Origin of the sequence: Agrobacterium sp. NPDC089420, from assembly GCF_044900305.1 — a bacterium.
Taxonomy (GTDB): domain Bacteria; phylum Pseudomonadota; class Alphaproteobacteria; order Rhizobiales; family Rhizobiaceae; genus Agrobacterium.
Map to the genome: position 1 here is coordinate 75963 of NZ_JBJDMY010000010.1, position 18849 is coordinate 94811.

Annotated in this window: 18 protein-coding genes; 5 read left to right on the forward strand and 13 right to left on the reverse strand. The window is 62.4% G+C overall.

Going from position 1 to position 18849, the window contains the following annotated elements; translation table 11 throughout:
- Positions 1-13: 13 nt before the first annotated feature.
- The 4 genes from ACI2KA_RS16460 to ACI2KA_RS16475 all read left to right on the forward strand — a co-directional run bounded on the left by ACI2KA_RS16460 (position 14) and on the right by ACI2KA_RS16475 (position 2299).
- Positions 14-391 (forward strand): DUF2147 domain-containing protein, encoded by a 378-nt coding sequence (locus ACI2KA_RS16460; protein ID WP_404503542.1) that lies wholly within the window; start codon positions 14-16, stop codon positions 389-391.
- Between the two features lie 95 nt (positions 392-486).
- Positions 487-915, forward strand: coding sequence for a DUF2177 family protein (locus tag ACI2KA_RS16465; protein ID WP_404503543.1), 429 nt, complete (start codon positions 487-489; stop codon positions 913-915).
- A gap of 134 nt (positions 916-1049) precedes the next feature.
- Complete coding sequence (locus tag ACI2KA_RS16470; protein WP_110759686.1) at positions 1050-1592, forward strand: sigma-70 family RNA polymerase sigma factor; 543 nt, start codon at positions 1050-1052, stop codon at positions 1590-1592.
- On the forward strand, positions 1589-2299 hold the full coding sequence (locus ACI2KA_RS16475) for an anti-sigma factor domain-containing protein (protein ID WP_404503544.1): 711 nt from the start codon (positions 1589-1591) through the stop codon (positions 2297-2299). Before ACI2KA_RS16470 ends, ACI2KA_RS16475 begins: the two co-directional genes overlap by 4 nt.
- A gap of 53 nt (positions 2300-2352) precedes the next feature.
- On the opposite strand, the gene ACI2KA_RS16480 is transcribed toward ACI2KA_RS16475, so the two are convergent.
- Both ACI2KA_RS16480 and ACI2KA_RS16485 read right to left on the reverse strand, forming a co-directional pair.
- Entirely contained in the window at positions 2353-3612 is a 1260-nt protein-coding gene (locus ACI2KA_RS16480; RefSeq protein ID WP_404503545.1) for a Zn-dependent hydrolase, read from the reverse strand.
- Between the two features lie 13 nt (positions 3613-3625).
- Positions 3626-4468 carry a BtpA/SgcQ family protein gene (locus tag ACI2KA_RS16485; protein WP_404503546.1) on the reverse strand — a complete coding sequence of 281 codons (843 nt, stop codon included), beginning with the start codon at positions 4466-4468 and terminating at the stop codon, positions 3626-3628.
- A 24-nt stretch (positions 4469-4492) separates the two neighbouring features.
- Here ACI2KA_RS16485 and ACI2KA_RS16490 point away from each other — a divergent pair, with 24 nt between their 5' ends.
- Entirely contained in the window at positions 4493-5386 is an 894-nt protein-coding gene (locus ACI2KA_RS16490; RefSeq protein ID WP_404503547.1) for a ribokinase, read from the forward strand.
- 9 nt (positions 5387-5395) lie between these two features.
- On the opposite strand, the gene ACI2KA_RS16495 is transcribed toward ACI2KA_RS16490, so the two are convergent.
- From ACI2KA_RS16495 to ACI2KA_RS16545, 11 genes are all read right to left on the reverse strand, one after another.
- Entirely contained in the window at positions 5396-6166 is a 771-nt protein-coding gene (locus ACI2KA_RS16495) for a glutamine amidotransferase (RefSeq protein ID WP_404503548.1), read from the reverse strand.
- A 24-nt stretch (positions 6167-6190) separates the two neighbouring features.
- Positions 6191-7258 carry a phosphotriesterase gene (locus tag ACI2KA_RS16500; RefSeq protein WP_404503549.1) on the reverse strand — a complete coding sequence of 356 codons (1068 nt, stop codon included), beginning with the start codon at positions 7256-7258 and terminating at the stop codon, positions 6191-6193.
- A gap of 4 nt (positions 7259-7262) precedes the next feature.
- Positions 7263-8267 carry an ABC transporter permease gene (locus ACI2KA_RS16505; RefSeq protein ID WP_110759578.1) on the reverse strand — a complete coding sequence of 335 codons (1005 nt, stop codon included), beginning with the start codon at positions 8265-8267 and terminating at the stop codon, positions 7263-7265.
- Positions 8264-9067: an ATP-binding cassette domain-containing protein gene (locus ACI2KA_RS16510; protein ID WP_110759576.1), complete on the reverse strand. Its 804-nt coding sequence runs from the start codon at positions 9065-9067 to the stop codon at positions 8264-8266. Before ACI2KA_RS16510 ends, ACI2KA_RS16505 begins: the two co-directional genes overlap by 4 nt.
- Positions 9064-10017 (reverse strand): substrate-binding domain-containing protein, encoded by a 954-nt coding sequence (locus ACI2KA_RS16515; protein ID WP_174030007.1) that lies wholly within the window; start codon positions 10015-10017, stop codon positions 9064-9066. The genes ACI2KA_RS16510 and ACI2KA_RS16515 overlap by 4 nt, the downstream gene beginning before the upstream one ends.
- 33 nt (positions 10018-10050) lie before the next feature.
- Positions 10051-11079, reverse strand: coding sequence for a LacI family DNA-binding transcriptional regulator (locus tag ACI2KA_RS16520; RefSeq protein ID WP_404503550.1), 1029 nt, complete (start codon positions 11077-11079; stop codon positions 10051-10053).
- Positions 11080-11667: 588 nt separating this feature from the next.
- Complete coding sequence (locus ACI2KA_RS16525) at positions 11668-13320, reverse strand: OFA family MFS transporter (protein WP_174030005.1); 1653 nt, start codon at positions 13318-13320, stop codon at positions 11668-11670.
- A 110-nt stretch (positions 13321-13430) separates the two neighbouring features.
- Complete coding sequence (locus ACI2KA_RS16530) at positions 13431-13775, reverse strand: formate dehydrogenase subunit delta (RefSeq protein WP_404503551.1); 345 nt, start codon at positions 13773-13775, stop codon at positions 13431-13433.
- A 72-nt stretch (positions 13776-13847) separates the two neighbouring features.
- Positions 13848-16730 carry a formate dehydrogenase subunit alpha gene (gene fdhF / locus ACI2KA_RS16535; protein ID WP_404503552.1) on the reverse strand — a complete coding sequence of 961 codons (2883 nt, stop codon included), beginning with the start codon at positions 16728-16730 and terminating at the stop codon, positions 13848-13850.
- 4 nt (positions 16731-16734) lie between these two features.
- Positions 16735-18291, reverse strand: coding sequence for a formate dehydrogenase beta subunit (locus ACI2KA_RS16540; RefSeq protein ID WP_404503553.1), 1557 nt, complete (start codon positions 18289-18291; stop codon positions 16735-16737).
- Entirely contained in the window at positions 18288-18767 is a 480-nt protein-coding gene (locus ACI2KA_RS16545; protein ID WP_404503554.1) for a formate dehydrogenase subunit gamma, read from the reverse strand. The genes ACI2KA_RS16540 and ACI2KA_RS16545 overlap by 4 nt, the downstream gene beginning before the upstream one ends.
- Positions 18768-18849 lie beyond the last annotated feature (82 nt).

An 18849-nucleotide genomic window follows, 5' to 3' on the forward strand; every position in this document is an offset into this window, starting at 1 on the left:
GCGGAGAAAGAGGATGAAAATCAACGGATTGAGAATTGCATCCGCCCTATGTCCGCTGCTGGCCGCATTCAGCGCCACGGCAGCCGACATCGACGGCAACTGGGCGCGCGGCGATGGCAACGCCAAGGTGGTCATCGCTGCGTGCGGCGACAAAATCTGCGCAACCAACACCTGGATCAAACCCGGCACCCCGAAAGAAAAGGCCGGTGACCGCCTGATCATGGACATAAGGCCGGGGGACGGCGGACGTTATTCCGGCACCGCCTTCGACCCGCAACGCGACAAATCCTACAAGATAACGGTGACCATAACCGGCAACAGCATGGTCACGAAAGGCTGCATCGTCGCCGGTCTCCTGTGCAAGGGAGTCAACTGGACCCGGATCGACTAGCGCCCATCGCCGCGTCGTTCCATCCATTTGTTCCATTGTCTTCCGACCGGAAACCGGCCTCGCCTCCCTCTTAATGCCCCGCAAAGGAAACAACGATGAAGACCTATCTCGCCGCCTATTTCCTCACTCTCGTCGCCTTTCTGGTGATCGATTTCATCTGGTTGAGCACGATGGCGTCGCGTCTTTACCGCCCGGCCATAGGCGATCTTCTGGCGGATAATTTCAGGCTTGCTCCGGCGATCGTGTTCTACCTCGTCTACGCGGCCGGGCTGACCTTTCTCGCCGTTCGCCCGGCCTTTCTCTCGGGTGAATGGACGACTGCGCTGCTTTATGGGGCGGTGGTCGGCTTCATGGCCTACGCCACCTACGACCTGACCAACCAGGCCACCCTGAAAAGTTGGTCGACGACACTGACCGTCGCCGACCTTCTCTGGGGAACTTTCGTTTCCGCGGCGGCGGCTGCAATCGGCTATCTCATCACGGTCCGGCTCGTCGGTCCGCTCGAAAATCCGGCGGGACTGTGATGATGACCGTCCCGATTGCCAGCGGCTTCGATCCGATCACCATATGGCCGGCACGACGCGAACTTCCTCGCATGAGCGCCTTGTTTTCCCGCAGGGAACACCCCTATAAAGGAAAAGCAGCAAGGAACCTTCGAATGCAGGGTACAGAGATCGCAAGCCTAATCAACCGTGTCGGCATGGGTGATCGTTCGGCATTCGTCTCGCTCTATCAGGCCACCAGTCCGAAGCTTTTTGCGATCTGCCTGAAAATCCTGCGTGACAGGACGGAGGCGGAAGAGGCGCTGCAGGAAATCTATATCAAGATCTGGCAACGCGCCCGCACATTTGCCGCAAGTGCCGGCAAACCGGCCACATGGCTTGCAGCCATCGCCCGCAACCATGCGATAGACACGATCCGCGCACGCAAACCGATAAATGACGATATTGGCGAGGCCTACGATCTTGCCGACGAGACCATTCGCGATCCCGAACAGCAGGTCGTGCTTGCGGATGAAGGCCGCAGGATCGACGACTGCATGCGGGAACTCGAGACGGCTCATGCGCAGGCCGTCCGCCGGGCCTATGTCGAGGGTTTGAGCTATCTCGAACTCGCCGATGAATTGCGCGTGCCGCTGAACACGGTCAGAACCTGGTTGCGTCGCAGCCTTCTCAAGCTCAGAGAGTGCATGCAGCGATGACGGCGGGCGAACAAAGCGGCGGCATGCACGGGCGCGACGAAATCCTCGCCGGCGAATATGTGCTGGGCGTCCTGCCGCTCGGGAAACGCCGCGAACTGGAACGGCGCATGCAGGACGACAAGGTCTTCGCACAGCTGGTACAGCGCTGGGAAGCGGAATTTTCCGACTTCAACGCCGATTACGAAGAGCAGCTGCCAAGCGCCGCTGTTCTCGCCCGCATCGAGGAACGCCTGTTCGGCACCAGGAATGTCAATGCCAATGGCAGTCTCTGGAATTCCGCATCCTTCTGGCGTTGGCTATCTGTCGCCACCAGCGCCGCCGCCGTGGCCGCCATTGTTTACGCTGCGTTTCCGGAAAGGTGGCAGGGAGCCGCCCCGCTGGTGGCCGAACTTTCCACGACCGACAGCCAGGTCAATCTCCTTGCCTCCTACGACGCGGAATCGGGTCGAATGCGCATCGTACCCGTGGCAACCGGCAAGACGGACGAAAAATCGCTGGAACTGTGGCTTGTCATGGATGGCGGAAAAACCCGTTCGCTCGGTGTTTTCCAGCCCGGCACCAATGGCGACCTTATCATTCCCGCCGATATGCGCGGCAACATAACCGAAGGCACGACCTTCGCGATCAGCATCGAACCGTTCGGCGGCTCGCCGACCGGTCAGGCGACCGGTCCCGTCATCGCTGTCGGCACCGCGCGCCGCGGATAGTGCCGGCACCACCGCCGCCCGACACCATGCGCCAAATCGAGGCTGATCGGCTCTTATCCCGTAACGATCACCAGTGACGGCAATTGAAGGATCGCGGCCAACAGCATGTTGCAGCCCGCAACACTATGCTCCGGTTCGACATGCTCCGCCTCGTTGTGACTGAGACCGTCGCGGCACGGCACGAAAATCATCGCCGATGGCGCGACCCGGTTCATGAACAGCGCGTCGTGAAACGCACCCGACAACATCCGCCGCGTCGCGAAGCCGCGCTCCTGCGCGGCGCGGTCGAGGGCCGACAGAATGCCTGCCTCAAAATTCGCGGGCGGCATGTCGAACATCTGCCGGATCGTCGCTTCGCAGCCCTGCGCCGATGCCGCGTCGTGCACAACCGCACGGATTTTTTCCTCCATCTCGTCCAGCCTTTCGGATGAGGGATGCCGAAGATCGATGGTGAAGGCGGCGGTTTGCGGAATGGCGTTGACGGCGCCGGGCTGCACCGCAATTCGACCGACCGTAAAACGGGCGGCGGGGTCCGATGGCATGATGGCGGCAAAAAGCGACCCCAGCGCGTTCACAGCCGCATGAAACGGATCGCGTCGGTATATGAGCGCCGTCGTTCCCGCGTGCGCGGTCTGTCCGCTCAGCGTCACCTCCAGCCAGCGTGTGCCCTGTATGCCCGTGACGATCCCGATCGGCAGTCCTTCCTTTTCAAGAGAGGGACCCTGTTCGATATGAACCTCGAGAAAGGCGAAGACGGGAAAACCGAGGTCGCGCATGCCTGCCCCGGGCAGGCTTTGCAGGGTCGCGGCAAGCTCACCCGCAAATTCGGCGCCGTCATCCGCAGCCCGCAGGCTCGACCAGCCGGATGGTATGGTGCGGCTTGCAAAGGCTGTCGACCCCATGCAGCCGGGTGCGAACCGGCAGCCTTCCTCATTGGTGAAGGCGACGACCTCCACGGGGCGCTCGGTCTCTATGCCGAAATCCTCCAGCGTCTCGATAACCTCAAAAGCCGCAAGCGTTCCAAGTGCGCCATCGAACCGCCCGCCTGACGGTTGGCTGTCGAGATGGCTGCCGATCAGAAGCGGCGCAAGGCTGTCGTCCCGTCCTTTCCTGCAAATGAAAAGATTGGCGATGGGATCCTGAAACACGGAGAATCCGCGCTCCACGGCAAGTTGCGCCAGCAGCCGCCGGGCCTCGCGGTCCGGCCCGGTCAGCGCCTGACGGTTCACGCCTCCCTTTTTGGTGGCGCCGATTGCCGCGAAGCGGTCCAGATTTGCCAGAAGTCTTTCGCCGTTGACTACCAATTGTCCCATTGCCGTCTCCTCGTCAGGCATCAAGGCCGGGCCGGGCTGCCGCCACGAAAGAACGCACGCGGGACAGTTCGACCGGGTTCCACCAGACCCCGCCCTCCTTGAGCGAAGAAGCGACGATGACGCCATTGGTGCGTTTGAGGATTTCGACAATATTGCCGTCATGGACACCGGAGCCGACCAGAAGCGGCAGGTGCGTCGCCGCACCGATCTCCTCGATCTCCTCGAGGGTGGCGCTGTTGCCCGTGCGCTGGCCGGTGGCGATGACGGCGTCGGCATCGAAAAATGCGAGATCGCGGGTCAGCTCGTCAATGCTACGGTCGGCGGTGATCGCATGCGCGCCATGCTTGACGTGGCTGTCGGCAAAGACCTTGACATGTTCGGCCCGCAGCAGCGAACGATAGCGCATCGCCTCGGCCGCGCGGCCTTCCATGAAACCTTCATTGGCCACATAGGCATTGGCCCATTGGTTGACGCGGATGAACTTTGCCCCGCCCGCCATGGCGATGGCGAGGGCGGGAATGGGAGCATTTGCCAGCACGTTGATGCCGACGGGCACGCCGGCGGCGCGAACGATGCGGTCTGTCACCACGCTCATGAAGGCCGATGTTTCCGGCCCGATATCGTCGGGCTTGGAGAAAGGGACGTCTCCGTGGTTTTCGACGATCAGTCCGTGCATGCCGCCCTCGACAAGCCGTTCCGCATCACGCATGCAGGCATCATAGATCGCATCCATGCTCGCGCTGCGATAACGCGGCGCGCCGGGAAAGGCGGGGCAATGTATCATGCCGATCAGCGCCTTGCTTCGACCGAAAATTTCCTGAATGGCATTGGCCGCGTTGTCGGATATGGTCTGCATTTCTGTCCCTTTCGAAAGTTCTGCATGCGCGCCTTTGTTATCGGCAATATCGCACTGGATGAAACCTATTCCATTTCCGCGCTGCCGGAAGCGGGGGCGTCGATTTTCGGCGCGCAGGCTTCCCGCAGTCTCGGTGGCAAAGGCTGCAACCAGGCCATCGTCCTTGCACGATGCGGCCTTGAAACCACGCTGGTTGCCGCCGTCGGCACGGATGAACGCGCCGCCGCGATACGCGCCGCCCTTGCCCGCGAGCGCCTGAGGCCGCAACTCGCCGCGGTCGATGGTCCGAGCGATATTTCCATCATCCTGACCACGCCGGACGGTGAAAACTCCATCATCACCACCCGTTCCGCTGCGTCGGCACTTGGCGAAGCGGCTGCGACCGGTGCGCTGCGCGATGCCGTTGCCGGCGACCTCGCGGTCCTGCAAGGCAATCTTTCGGAAAAGACCACCCTGGCGATCCTTGAGGCTGCAAAATCGAGGGGCATGGTAACGGCCTTCAATCCCTCGCCGCTGCAACCCTGGTTCGCAGGCCTCTGGCCGCTGATCGACGTCGCCTTTCTCAACCGCATCGAGGCGGAAGAGCTTACCGGCGAAAGCGGCACCCGGGCTGGCGCCGTTCTGCTTTCGGCCGGCGTCGGCCGGGTCGTCGTCACCCTTGGCGGCGAAGGCTCGCTGCTGGTGAGCGAAGCCGGCACCCTCGCCGTCTCGGCCACGCCCGCGACCATCATCGACACGACGGGTGCCGGTGACTGCTTCACCGGCGTCGCACTCGCCTCCGCATCGTTGCGCGGCGTTCCGGTGGATGAGCGGTCCCTGCGGCACGCTTCGAGAGCCGCCGCCCTCACCGTGGGCCGCCGCGGCACCCAGGACGCTTTTCCGAACATCGAGGAACTGGCCTCGATCGTGTGGACCTAGACCGTCCCGTCATGCCTTTTCCGTCAACCAGCCGAGGATGTTCTTCCACAGGCGGCCATATCCGTCCCACTCGCAGAAAGCGGGGGAAAGCCAGTGCGGACCGATATCGGACGTCCATGCGGCGGTGCGGCCGCGTCCGAAACTGCCGGTAACGAGCAGAGGGTGCCCGCCCTGGTCTTCCGGCAGGCGGGCGACAACCTCGACATCGGCACGGTCGCGGACCTCCACCTCATTCACGCCGAGCAGAAGCGGCCATTCGCCGGAAAGGCCGGCAACCGTCGGATGGTCGGGTTTCAGGATATCCGCGGTCGAACCTTCGGGTATTTCCACCCGGTCATCCCAGGCAAGGCAGGTCACGGGCAGCGTATCTTCCACCGGAGTCCGCCGCCAGCGCGCCTTGCCATCGATACCCTGGAAGGAAAAATAACCGCCGACCATCAGCAGGCCGCCGCCTTTTTCGACCCAGGCCTTGAGCAGCTTCAGCCGGTTCGGCACGGTTTTGGAATGCAGCCAGACCGCCGGCGGCAACAGAAGCGAATTTGCGCCGATATCCGAAAGAATGATTGCGTCATAGGCGTCGAGCCCCGCCATGTCGAAGGGAAATTTCTCCACCGCATCGTGGGCCGTCATATAGGTCAGCTCATAGTCGCTGCCTTCCAGCGCCTTGACCAGAGGTTCTGCTCCGAGATGAAAGGTGACGCTGCCGAACTGATCGAAACCCTTGTAATGAGTAGCCGAGCTGACCCAGCTTTCACCGACGAGAAGCACTTTTTTTGTCATGATCTTTCCATTTCCATAAGTTCGTCAGGCCTTCGCCTGGAAGACCGAGAGCGGATTATCCCGCATGAGGGTTTGAAGAGTGGCGTCGCCGAGGCCGTGCCGTTTCAGCCGCGGCAGGAAATGCCTGAGAATATAGGCGTAGCCGTTGCCGCCATAACGCGTCAGCATCATTTTCAGGAAGACGTCATGGGAAAGGAGAATACGGTCCAGGTAACCGCGTTCCACCAGCGCGACGATGGAGCGGGCCGCATCCTCGTCGCTCGGGCATTGCACCTGCTGGTCGGCATAGAAAAAACCCATGCCGATCATGTCGTATTCGATGAAGGCGCCGCGGCCGGCAAGTTCACCCTGATAGGCCAGATCGTCATGCGAAGGGTTCATGTGGCAAAGAACGGTATGGCGCAGATCCGCCCCCTCCCCGGCGACGATATCGAGGACCCTGTGCCCCAGCCGCAGCCATCCCGGCAGATGCACCATCAGGGGCAGGCCGGTGCGCACCTGCGCCCGCGCGGCGCCGCGCAGGGATTTCTCCTCTTCCGCGGTGAAATCGGCGGAAACGCCGATTTCACCGATCAGACCGATCCTGACGTCGGTGCCGTCGACGCCCTCAAGCGCCTCACGCACGATCTCGTCCGCAATGGCGTCGACGCTGAGGCCCGCCACCTTCCGGGGATGGGATGAGGCAAGGTAATAACCTGCTCCCATGACGATGTTGAGCCCGGTCGCCTCCGATATCCTTTTCAGGGCAGACGGGTTCCGGCCGATGCCCTGGCAGGTGGGCTCCACGACCGTGTGCCCGCCAGCGGCGGCGAAATCCTCCAACTCCGCGATCGCCAGCGGCTCGTCATCCAGGGTAATATTGTGCCTGTTGACGAAGGGATCCTGCCGCAACTCCCCAAGGATTTCCATGCAGACGAACCCATCCGCCAGATATTGCCGCTCCGGCGTCTTCGGCGCATGCCACCAGCACCGGCAATCATTGAGAATATGCTCGTGCATCAGCGTCACACCCAGCCGTTCTGCCGCGATCGGGCCGCGCACGGTCATGACGCTGCCGGAACGGACATGTCCTTCGGACAATTCTGAGGCCATGGCATCACCCCTTTCTTTTTCCGCCGAAGCGGAAATTGGTGGTGAAGATGCGTGTGTTGAGCCAGATGGCCGCAAGGATGATCGCGCCGGTGACGATCTGGGTGAAGAACGGCGAGATATGCATCAGGATGAGACCATTGCCGATCACCGCGATCGTCATGGTGCCGAGCACGGTGCCGAGAATGGTGCCGCGGCCGCCCATCAGCGACGTGCCGCCGAGAACAACCGCCGCCACCACCTGCAATTCGAAACCGACAGCCGCGTTGGAGGAACCGGAGCCGAGCCGGGCGGCGATGAGGAGACCGGCGATGGCGGATGCCACCCCGGCGCCCAGATAGACCGAAGCAAGTATCCACTTCGCCGGCATGCCGACGCGCCGCGCCGCCTCAAGATTGGAGCCGACGGCCACCACACGGCGTCCATAACGCGTGCTGGAAAGGATGATATAAGCAATCGCCGTCACGAATATTCCGATCAGCGCCGGAACCGGCACGCCCAGAAGATCGCCGCGGCCGAGATAGAAGAAGCCCGGCGCATCAGGTATCGGTATGGAATAACCCTGGGTGATATAGAGCGCCACACCACGCAGGATGGAAAGCCCCGCCAATGTGACGATGAATGCCGGAATGCCCTGATAGGCGATGAACCAGCCCTGCAGCAGGCCGAGCACCCCGCCCAATATCAGCATGGCCACCAGAACCAGGGGCCAGGCGTAACCCGCCGCCAGCAGAATGGCGCCGACGGCGTTGATCAGCGCCACCATGGAGCCGACCGAAAGATCGATGCCGCCGGTGATGATAACCAGCGTCATGGCAATCGAGACGATCAGGATCGGCGCGGCCTGGCGAATGACGTTCAAGAGATTGCCGGCCGTCAGAAACGTATCCGTCGTGGCGGAGAAAAACACCAGGCACAGGGCAAAAAATGCCGCGATCGACAGGACCTGCGCGTTTTCAGCGATAAAATCCGACAGCGGTGAGCCCTTGGCGCGTTCGGTATAGACGGTCAATGGCGTTGCCCTCCCACGATCAGCCGGACGAGGTCTTCGAGGCTGGTTTCGTTGATCTGCCGCTCGGCCACCTTGGTGCCTTCATACATGACCGCGATGCGGTCGCAGACACGGAACAGATCCTGAAGCCGATGGGTGATGAGAATGACGGAAACACCCTTCGCCTTGACACGGTTGATAAGAGACAGCACCGCCTCCACCTCCGCCACGGCAAGCGCCGAGGTGGGCTCATCCATGATCAGGACCTTTGGATTGAAGGAGGCTGCCCGCGCAATGGCAATGGCCTGGCGCTGGCCGCCGGAGAGCTTTTCCACCTTGGCGGTCAGGCGCGGAATGCGGATTTCCAGCGCATCCAGCATCTTGCGGGCCTCCGACAGCATGGTCTGCCGGTCGAGAAACGGTCCCCTGGTGATTTCGCGGCCGAGGAAGAGGTTGCCCACCACATCGATATGGTCGCACAGGCTCAGGTCCTGGAAGACCATTTCGATATTGCGGTTGCGGGCGTCGGCAGGGCCGGAAAGGCGAATGGTTTCGCCTTCCATCGTGATTGTGCCTTCGTCGGGAAGGTAGGTGCCGGAGATCACCTTGGTCAGGGTCGATTTGCCCGCGGCGTTGTCACCGACGAGACCGAGGCATTCTCCGGGAAAAATGTCGAGATCGACGCCGCGAAGCGCCTGATGCGAACCGAAGGTCTTGCGGATATTGCGCAGGGAAATGCGCGCTTCGCGACCGGGCTGCCGGGAGAGACTATCTCCCCCGGCCCCGTCGACAGCGCCTGGATGCTGTCCGGCGGCAATCATTTGAAAACCGCGCGGTAGGGTTCGACATTGGCCTTGGTAACGATCGTCACCGGCACGGCAATGGTCTTTTCGACCGTACCGCCATCCGCAAGCGTTTTCAGCGCCTTGACGGCGGCGGCACCCATGGCCGCAGGATCCTGCTGGATGACGCCCGCGACATAACCCGCATCGATGCCGGCGATGGCCTGCTTGGTCAGATCCCAGCCGAAAACCTTGATGTCCTTCTGCTTGCTCTGGCTTTCGACAGCGGCGACGGCGCCCAGAAGCGCCGGCTCGCCGGTGGCATAGATCGCCGTCATGTCCGGATTGCCGGTAATCAGGTTCTCGGCGGCGGAAAGCGCGGTGTCCTGCACATTCTGGCCATCGACGACGCCGGCCGCGGTGATGCCGGACTTGTCCTTGATGGTGTCTTCGAAACCCTTCTGGCGGATGTTCTGGATGAAGGAATTCAAAGCGCCGACCACGCCGATCTTCGCTTTGCCGCCCATGTCAGACGTCACATAGTCGAGGAAAAATTTCCCCATATCGGCGCCCGCCTTGCCGTTATCCACGCCGATCTGCGCCTTTTGCGGGCCTTCGGGCAGGATGGCGTCGATGGCGACGACCGGGATATTGGCGGCGGCCGCCTGTTTCACGGCCGGCATGATGCCGTTGACATCGATGGCGACGACGGCGATGCCGTCAACCTTCTGCTGGATATAGGTTTCGATTGCGCTGTTCTGGGCCGCCGGATCGTTATTGGCGTTAAAGATCACCAGCTTGACGCCCGCTTCCTTCGCAGCCTTTTCCGCGCCTTCGTTCATCTGGTTGAAAAACAGGGCCTGCTGGTTGATCTGCACCAGGGCGATGGTCTTTTCGGCGGCATTGGCAAGGCCAGCAGACAAAGTTGCGCCCGCAATGACCGTCGCAGCGAGAGCTGCGGAAACATATCGACGTTTGAAACTCATCATTCTCGTTCTTCCTCTGTTGGTTTTCGTTGCGTTTTATAAGGCCGCCGGCGGTGCAACGGATTCCCGCACGACGATTTCGACGGGCAGCAGTTCCTCCGACAGCAGCGGAGAGTCCTGATCCCAATTGGTTTCCAGAAGCAGCGACAAGGCGCGTTGGCCGATGGCGCTGACGGGCTGGCGAATGGCGGTCAGCGGCGGCGCGAAAAGATGCAGCGGTCCGACATCGTCGAACCCGATCATCGACACATCCTGCGGAATGCGCACGCCTTCGGCGCGCAGGACTTCGATAAACCCGATGGCGATTTCATCCGAGCTTGCGAATATCGCCGTCGCCGGACGCCCCTCCTCCAGGAAACGGCGGGCGGCGGCCCGGCCGAATTCGACCGTATATGCGCCGCAATATCTGGAAATCGACAGCTCTGCCGGCGCCACCCGCTCGCAAAGCGCGGATTTGAAGCCGCTGAAACGGCGTTCGGTACTGATCATGTCCTCGGGACCGCCGACATAAAGCACCCGGCTGTGTCCATGCTGCGCCAGATGCGCACCCGCCAGACGACCGCCCTGCTCGTTGTCGCAGAAGAGCTTCGGAACGATTGCGCCGGGCACATCCTCATCCACCACCACGACCTTGCCGGTCGTGTTGATGAGTTCCGCCAATTCATCCGTATTGGGATGGTTGGTGATAAAAACGAGGCCATCGACATGGTTGCGGGCCAGCAGTCGCAGATATGACAATTCGCGACCCGTGCGGTTCAGCGTGGCGAACAGCGATACGGCAAGACCGCGCCGATCGGCCTCCTCTTCCACGGCCGCGACGAGCATGCCGAAAAACGGATTACCGATATCGGGAACCACCAGGCCGATCGTATCCGAGCGCCCACGGCTCAAACGCCGGGCATGGGGGTTGGGGACATAATTGAGGTCGCGAATAGCGGCCTCGATACGCGTTTTTGTCTCCGCCGGCAGCTCCAGCGTGCCGTTCAGCAGTCGCGATATCGTCGCAACGGAAACGCCCGCCGCACGGGCAACGTCCTTCAGGCTGGTCGCAGGGTTTCGCGCCATCTTATTCCCATTTCCTGTTCCGCTCTTCGGGTCTTTTTTCGACCTCTCATCGGCTTGTAAATCGCTTTACTAAACCGGTTTACAAAGAAATCCAAAAGCCGGACGGAGTCAATACGGTTTCGTCGCTTCCATGAAAATTGCCCAAGGGCCAAGGTGTCGCCCGCTTGCCGCACAGCGCGGCGCAGCAGCGGACGTGACCGGATATCATCCGCGAAAATCGAAATGCTGCGAACCTTGCCCCACCCGCCGTCAGCCGAACCGGGGAATGATCGACAGGGCTGTGACACCTGCGATGCGGCGCTCAGGGTTCCGCTGCGGCAGATGGCTTCCCCAAGACGAAGCATGGAACAAGATCGCCCCGGCGCCGAACGCCGGGGCGGTTTCTAAAAAGCGGTCCGGAAGACGAAGTCTCGAGGTTCCGATGATTGCGGAGCGGGATTTGGACCCGCCCCGAAGCCCAGGGATTTTGCAGAGAGCGGGGCGCGGTTCACCGGACAGTTTCCAACCGCCTCGCCTTCGGGCATCCCGATCAGTCGGCATGCCGGCTGAGCGACGTATCCATCCGGTGCGGACGAAAACGCCGGCCGTTCAACCAAACAGCGCCAGACTGCTCTTCACCGTGACCCACACGCCCCAGAGCAGCGGAATGCCGACCGCAGCCCAGGCAAGCGCCGCCTTGGCGTCCAGCCCGCCGCGTCCGATGCCGAAGGAGCCTGTCGGGCCGGCATTGGCCGCCGCGGTCTTCGCCTGAAGCGCCGCGACCTCCGCATCCGACATGAACCACTTGTCCGAGAGAGGCCGCACCAGCGCATTGGCCACGAGGCCGATGGCCAGCATGCCCGCCAATATATACATGGTGCTGGTATAGAGCGCCGGTCCGGGCGCGACGCCGGCCGCGATCTGCGCTTCGCGGATATAGTTGACCACCACCGGGCCGGCGATGCCCGCCGTCGCCCACGCCGTCAGCAGGCGGCCATGGATCGCGCCCACGAACTGCGTGCCGAAAATATCGGCGAGATAGGCGGGTATGGTGGCGAAGCCGCCGCCATACATGGACAGGATAACGCCGAAGGCGAGCACGAACAGCGCCTTGGAACCCATGGTCGCAAGCGTCGGCGCCAGTGCGTAAAGAATGATGCCGAGAATGAAGAAGCAGAAGTAAGTGTTCTTGCGGCCGATCTTGTCGGACATCGACGCCCAGAAGAAGCGGCCGCCGATATTGAACAGGGACAGCAGACCAGTGAAGCCGGCCGCTATCGCCGCGATCTGCGCCTTCTGCCCGGCATCGAGATCCGCAAAACCCACGCCGGGCAAGCCGATCAGCGAGCCCGCGAAGATCTCCTGCAGCATGGGCGAGGCCATGCCGATGACGCCGATGCCGGCCGACACGTTGAGGCAAAGCACCGCCCAGATCAGCCAGAATTGCGGCGTCTTGTGCGCATCGCGCAGATGCACGTGGCGATGGGTTATCATCGCGCTCTTGGCGGCGGGCGCTGTCCAGCCCTCGGGACGCCAGCCCGCAGGCGGAATGCGATAACCGAAGGCGCCCGCCATCATGAAGACGAAATAGATCAGGGCCATGACGACGAAGGTCTGCCAGACGCCGACGGAGGCCTCGGTCTTGAAGGTATTCATCAGCAGGTTGGCGAGCGGCGCGCCGATCATCGCACCGCCGCCAAAGCCCATGATGGCCATGCCCGTCGCCATGCCGCGGCGGTCCGGGAACCATTTGATCAGCGTCGATACGGGCGAGATATAACCAAGGCCGAGACCTATGCCGCCGATGACACCCGCGCCGAGCCACATCAGCCAGAGCTGGTGCGTCATGACACCGAGCGCCGCAACGAGAATGCCGCCGCACCAGCAGCAGGCGGAGACGAAACCGGCCTTGCGCGGCCCCACCCGTTCCAGCCAGCCGCCCCAGATCGCCGCCGAGCAGCCCAGGAGAACGAAGAAGAGCGTATAGATCCAGCCGAGATCGGCCACGCGCCAGTTGCACTGCGTGGTGAAGAGCGCACCCACAAGGGTGAGGCTGGAGCAACTGGGGTCCGTCGCCGGCAGCGCTTTCGACAGCGGCAACCAGAAAACGCTGAAGCCATAGGCCATGCCGATGCATAAATGAATTGCCAGAGCCGCCGGCGGCACCAGCCAGCGATTAAAACCCGGTCTTGCTATGATCCTTTCGCGGTCCAGAAGCCCGGCCTGGGCCGCCTCTCCCGCTGTCGCACCTGCTACTGCCATCGACATTTCCTCCCTCGTGGATGTCTGGACGTGACGTTCACCCCCGCCGGGCGAACACCATTGCCACCGCACGTCCCCCGTGCGGTAAAACGTTTATCCGGCCCCGCCGTTCAGGCTCCACCGGTCTCCGGCACGCTCGGTTCGGACAGGGATTCGCCGGCGATCGGCCCCTTTCCGCCCGGCGCGCCCTTGCTGTCTTCGCCAAGCCCAACCGCATCTGCGGCCGGCGCGCCCGGCCGCCTGATCTGTGCAGACGCCGCCAAGACGAGCGGCAGGAAATCGCCGGCGCCGGCATCCACCATCTCGAAAAACCGGCGGCGCATGCGCGGCTCCCAGAACTTGTTGATATGCGTGGCAACCCCTTCGACGCGGATATTGTCCGGCTGGGACAGAAAAAACGTCGCGATCTGGTTCGCCATTCTCACCAGCTTTTCGTCGGTGTGATTGAGCAACATGGCTTATCCCCCCGCCGGCCGGCAGCCGGCGCCTTCGTTTTCCCACAAAACCGGAATTGCCCGGCCGGCCACCTATTCCGCCGCCTCGAGCTTGCCGGCGATCCGCCGTGAACGGCGGCCGAGCGCGTCATATTCCTCCTGCCACTCGGTCGGCCCGTTGGAGGGTGAAATCTGCACCGCCGTCACCTTATATTCCGGACAATTGGTGGCCCAGTCGGAAAAATCAGTGGTGATGACGTTTGCCTGCGTGCCGGGATGGTGGAAGGTCGTGTAAACTACGCCGGGAGCCACACGGTCCGTGATCAGCGCCCTGAGCGTCGTATCGCCCGAGCGGCTGGCGAGCTTCACCCAGTCCCCGTCCTTGACGCCGCGCTGTTCGGCATCGTGCGGATGGATTTCCAGCCGGTCCTCCTCGTGCCAGACGACGTTTTCGGTGCGCCGTGTCTGGGCACCGACATTATATTGCGACAGGATGCGGCCGGTGGTGAGCAGCAGCGGGAACCGCGGACCGGTGCGTTCATCCGTCGCCACATATTCGGTGCGGATGAACTTGCCCTTGCCACGCACGAAACCGTCCACATGCATGATGGGCGAGCCCTGCGGGAACTTCTCGTTGCAGGGCCATTGCACCGAACCGTTCCGCTCGAGATAGTCGTAGGAAACACTGGCGAAACTTGGTGTCGTCGCCGCGATCTCGTCCATGATCTCGGACGGATGCACATAGTTCCAGGCAAGCCCCATGGCCTGCGCCAGCTTCTGGGTCACTTCCCAGTCCGCATAGCCGTTCTTCGGCGACATGACCTTGCGGACCCGGTTGATGCGGCGCTCGGCATTGGTGAAGGTGCCGTCCTTCTCAAGGAAGGTGGAGCCCGGCAGGAAGACATGCGCGTAATTCGCGGTCTCGTTCAGGAACAGGTCGTGCACCACCACACATTCCATTGCCGCAAGACCGGAGGACACGTGCTTCGTGTCCGGGTCGGACTGAAGTATATCCTCGCCCTGAATATAGATGCCCTTGAAACTGCCGTCCACGGCCGCGTCGAGCATGTTGGGAATGCGCAGCCCAGGCTCGTTATTCAGCCTGACGCCCCAGAGCTTCTCGAAAATGTCGCGGGTCGCATCGTCGGAAATGTGCCGGTAACCCGGCAGTTCATGCGGGAAAGATCCCATGTCGCAGGAGCCCTGGACATTGTTCTGTCCGCGCAGCGGATTGACGCCCACGCCGGGGCGGCCGATATTGCCCGTGGCCATGGCGAGATTGGCGATCGCCATCACCGTGGTCGAGCCCTGGCTGTGTTCTGTCACACCAAGCCCGTAATAGATGGCGCCATTACCTCCCTGCGCATAAAGACGCGCGGCCCCGCGCAAATCCCCGGCCGGAACACCGGTGAAACTTTCGGTTTCTTCCGGGCTGTGCTGAGGCTCCGCAACAAAAGCGGCCCAATCCTCGAATTCCGACCAGTCGCAGCGTTCGCGGATGAAGGCCTCGTTGAACAGCCCTTCCGTGACGATCACATGGGCGAGGGCCGTCAGAACGGCGACATTGGTGCCGGGTTTCAGCGGCAGGTGGAAGGACGCCTCCACATGCGGGCTGCGCACGAGATCGATGCGGCGGGGATCGATGACGATCAGTTTTGCGCCCTGCCGCAGCCGTTTTTTCAGCCGGGACCCGAAGACTGGGTGACCGTCGGTCGGATTGGCGCCGATGACCACGACGACGTCGGAATGCTCCACGCTGTCGAAATTCTGCGTGCCGGCGGATGTGCCGAAAGCCTGCCCGAGGCCGTAGCCGGTGGGCGAGTGGCAGACGCGGGCGCAGGTATCGACATTATTGTTGCCGAAGCCGGCGCGGACGAGTTTCTGGACCAAAAAGGTCTCCTCGTTGGTGCAGCGCGACGACGTGATGCCGCCGATGGACTCCCGGCCGTAACGCCCCTGAATCCGCCGGAATTCGGAGGCGACGTGGGAAAAGGCTTCCTCCCACGTTACTTCGCGCCACGGATCGCTGATCTTCTCGCGGATCATGGGATTGAGAATGCGGTCCCTGTGGCTGGCGTAACCATAAGCGAAACGCCCCTTGACGCAGGAATGGCCGCGATTGGCCTGACCGTCCTTCCACGGCACCATGCGCACCAGCTCCTCCCCGCGCATTTCCGCCTTGAAGGAACAGCCGACGCCGCAATAGGCACAGGTGGTGACCAGCGAATGTTCCGGCTGGCCGATCTCGATCACCGATTTTTCGGTCAGCGTCGCCGTCGGACAGGCCTGCACGCAGGCGCCGCAGGAAACGCAGTCGGAATCGAGAAAGGCCTCATGTGCGCCGGGCGACACCCGGCTTTCGAAACCGCGCCCCTCGATCGTCAGCGCAAAGGTGCCCTGCACCTCCTCGCAGGCACGCACGCAACGCGAACAGACGATGCATTTGGAGGGATCATAGGTGAAGTAAGGATTGCTTTCGTCCTTCGGCATCCAGCGGGCGTTGAGGTCGCCATCACCGCTACGGGCCTTGACATGATTGTCGCCTTCATAACCGTAGCGCACATCACGCAGGCCGACCGCGCCCGCCATGTCCTGCAATTCGCAATCGCCATTGGCCGCGCAGGTCAGACAGTCGAGCGGGTGATCGGAGATGTAAAGCTCCATGACACCCTTGCGGATCTGCTTCAACCGCTCCGTCTGCGTGTGCACGACGAGACCGGGCGCCACCGGCGTGGTACAGGAGGCGGGGGTGCCGTTGCGGCCCTCCACCTCGATGAGACAGAGCCGGCAGGAACCGAAGGCATCCACCATATCGGTGGCGCAAAGCTTCGGAACATCGATGCCGGCTTCGCGCGACGCGCGCATGATCGACGTTCCCGCCGGAACCGTCACCTCCCGGCCGTCGATGGTCAGGGTAACCATATCCTTCGAACGGGATTTCGGGGTGCCATAGTCAAATTCAGAAACAAGGGCCATGGTTTTACTCCGCCGCTTCAACACGTGGGATGGGGGCAAAATCTTCCGGGAAATGCCGCAGCGCGCTCATGACGGGATAGGGCGTGAAACCGCCAAGCGCACAGAGCGAACCGTATTTCATGGTTTCGCAGAGGTCCTCGAGCAGCGCCGTGTTCCGTTCCCGCTCGATGCCCAACGCGATCTTGTCCACCGTCTCGACGCCGCGGGTGGAACCGATGCGGCAGGGCGTACACTTGCCGCAGCTTTCCACGGCGCAGAATTCGAGCGCGAAGCGGGCCTGCCGGAGCATGTCCGCGGTGTCGTCGAAAACCACGATGCCAGCATGTCCGATAAGGCCGCCGGCCGCGGTAAAGGCCTCGTAATCGAAGATCGTGTCGAACAGCGACACCGGGAAATAGGCGCCGAGCGGGCCGCCCACCTGCACCGCCTTGACGGCTGCGCCCGTCAATGTGCCGCCGCCGATATCGTTGACAAGCTGACCGAGCGTCAGGCCGAAAGCGGTCTCGTAGAGCCCGCCATGGCGAATATTGCCCGCCAGCTGGATGGGGATGGTGCCGTGCGACCGGCCGACACCGAAATCGCGATAAAAGGCCGCTCCGCGATCCATGATCACCGGGATGGAGGCAAGCGAAATCACATTGTTCACGACCGTCGGTTTTCCGAACAGGCCCTGCAACGCCGGCAGCGGCGGTTTTGCCCGCACCGTTCCGCGCTTGCCCTCCAGGCTGTTCAGAAGCGATGTTTCCTCGCCGCAGACATAGGCGCCCGCCCCCATGCGCACCTCAAGTTCGAAGGGCCTGCCCGAACCCAGAACGGACGCGCCGATCATGCCCTCTCCGCGGGCGATCTCAATCGCCCGCTCCATCGTCCTGACGGCATGCGGATATTCCGAACGGGTGTAGATGAAACCTTTCGTCGCGCCGACGGCAAGAGCCGCGATCGCCATGCCTTCGATCAGCACGAAGGGATCGCCCTCCATGATCATACGGTCGGCGAACGTGCCGCTATCGCCCTCATCGGCATTGCAGACGATATATTTCTGATCCGCCGCCGCATCGGCAACGGTCTTCCATTTGATGCCGGTGGGGAAGCCTGCACCGCCGCGCCCGCGCAGGCCGCTTTCCGTCACCTGCGCAACGATGTCGGAAGGCGCCATGGCAACGGCTCTTTCCAGGCCCTTCATGCCCTGATAGCTGCGATAATCCTCAAGCGACAGCGGATCCGTCACGCCGCAGCGCGCAAAGGTCAGCCGCGTCTGGCTCTTCAGGAACGGAATTTCCTTCGTTGGCCCAAGACAGAGCGGATGGTCGCCGCCGGACAGAAAATCCGCGTCGAACAGGGCGGCCACGTCCGAAGATCCGACTGGCCCGTATGCGATCCGCCCGCGCGCCGTGCGCACTTCCACCAGCACCTCCAGCCAGAGCAGGCCGCGTGAACCATTGCGAATGATGTGAACGTCCAGATGCCGCGCGGCGGCTTCACGGGCGATCGCATCGGCGACGCGATCAGCACCCACGGCGAGCGCCGCGGAATCGCGGGGAACGAAAACGGTGACGGTCATCGGCGTGCCTCCGCCAGAATGTCGCCAAGACAGTTCTCATCCAGCCGGGCATGCAGCTCACCATCCAGCATCAAGGCCGGGGCCTGCGCACAGAGCCCGAGACAGAAAACGGGTTCGAGCGTGACGGAACCGTCCGGCGCGGTTTCGTGCCAGTCGAGGCCAAGCCGGTTCCTGATGGTGTCCGCAAGAGGCTCGCCGCCCATCGACTGGCAAGCCTCGGCGCGACAGAGCTTGAGGACATGCCGGCCTGCCGGGTGATCGCGAAAATCGGGATAGAATGTGACGACGCCATGCACTTCGGCGCGCGATACATTCAGGGCAGTGGCAACGATCTGCTTGGCGCTTTCCGGTATGTAGCCGAATTCATCCTGTATCGCATGCAGGATGGGCAGCATCGGCCCTTCCAGATGCAGCAGATCGTCAATGATGGCGGCAATACGGGCCGCCTCGTCTGCGGCGACCGCACGAATGTTCATGAGCCAGTCCTCCCAAACCGACGGTTGCAGGAACGGCTAAAAGCGGAAACACCGCCACCTTCGCCCATCCTGCTTTCACACG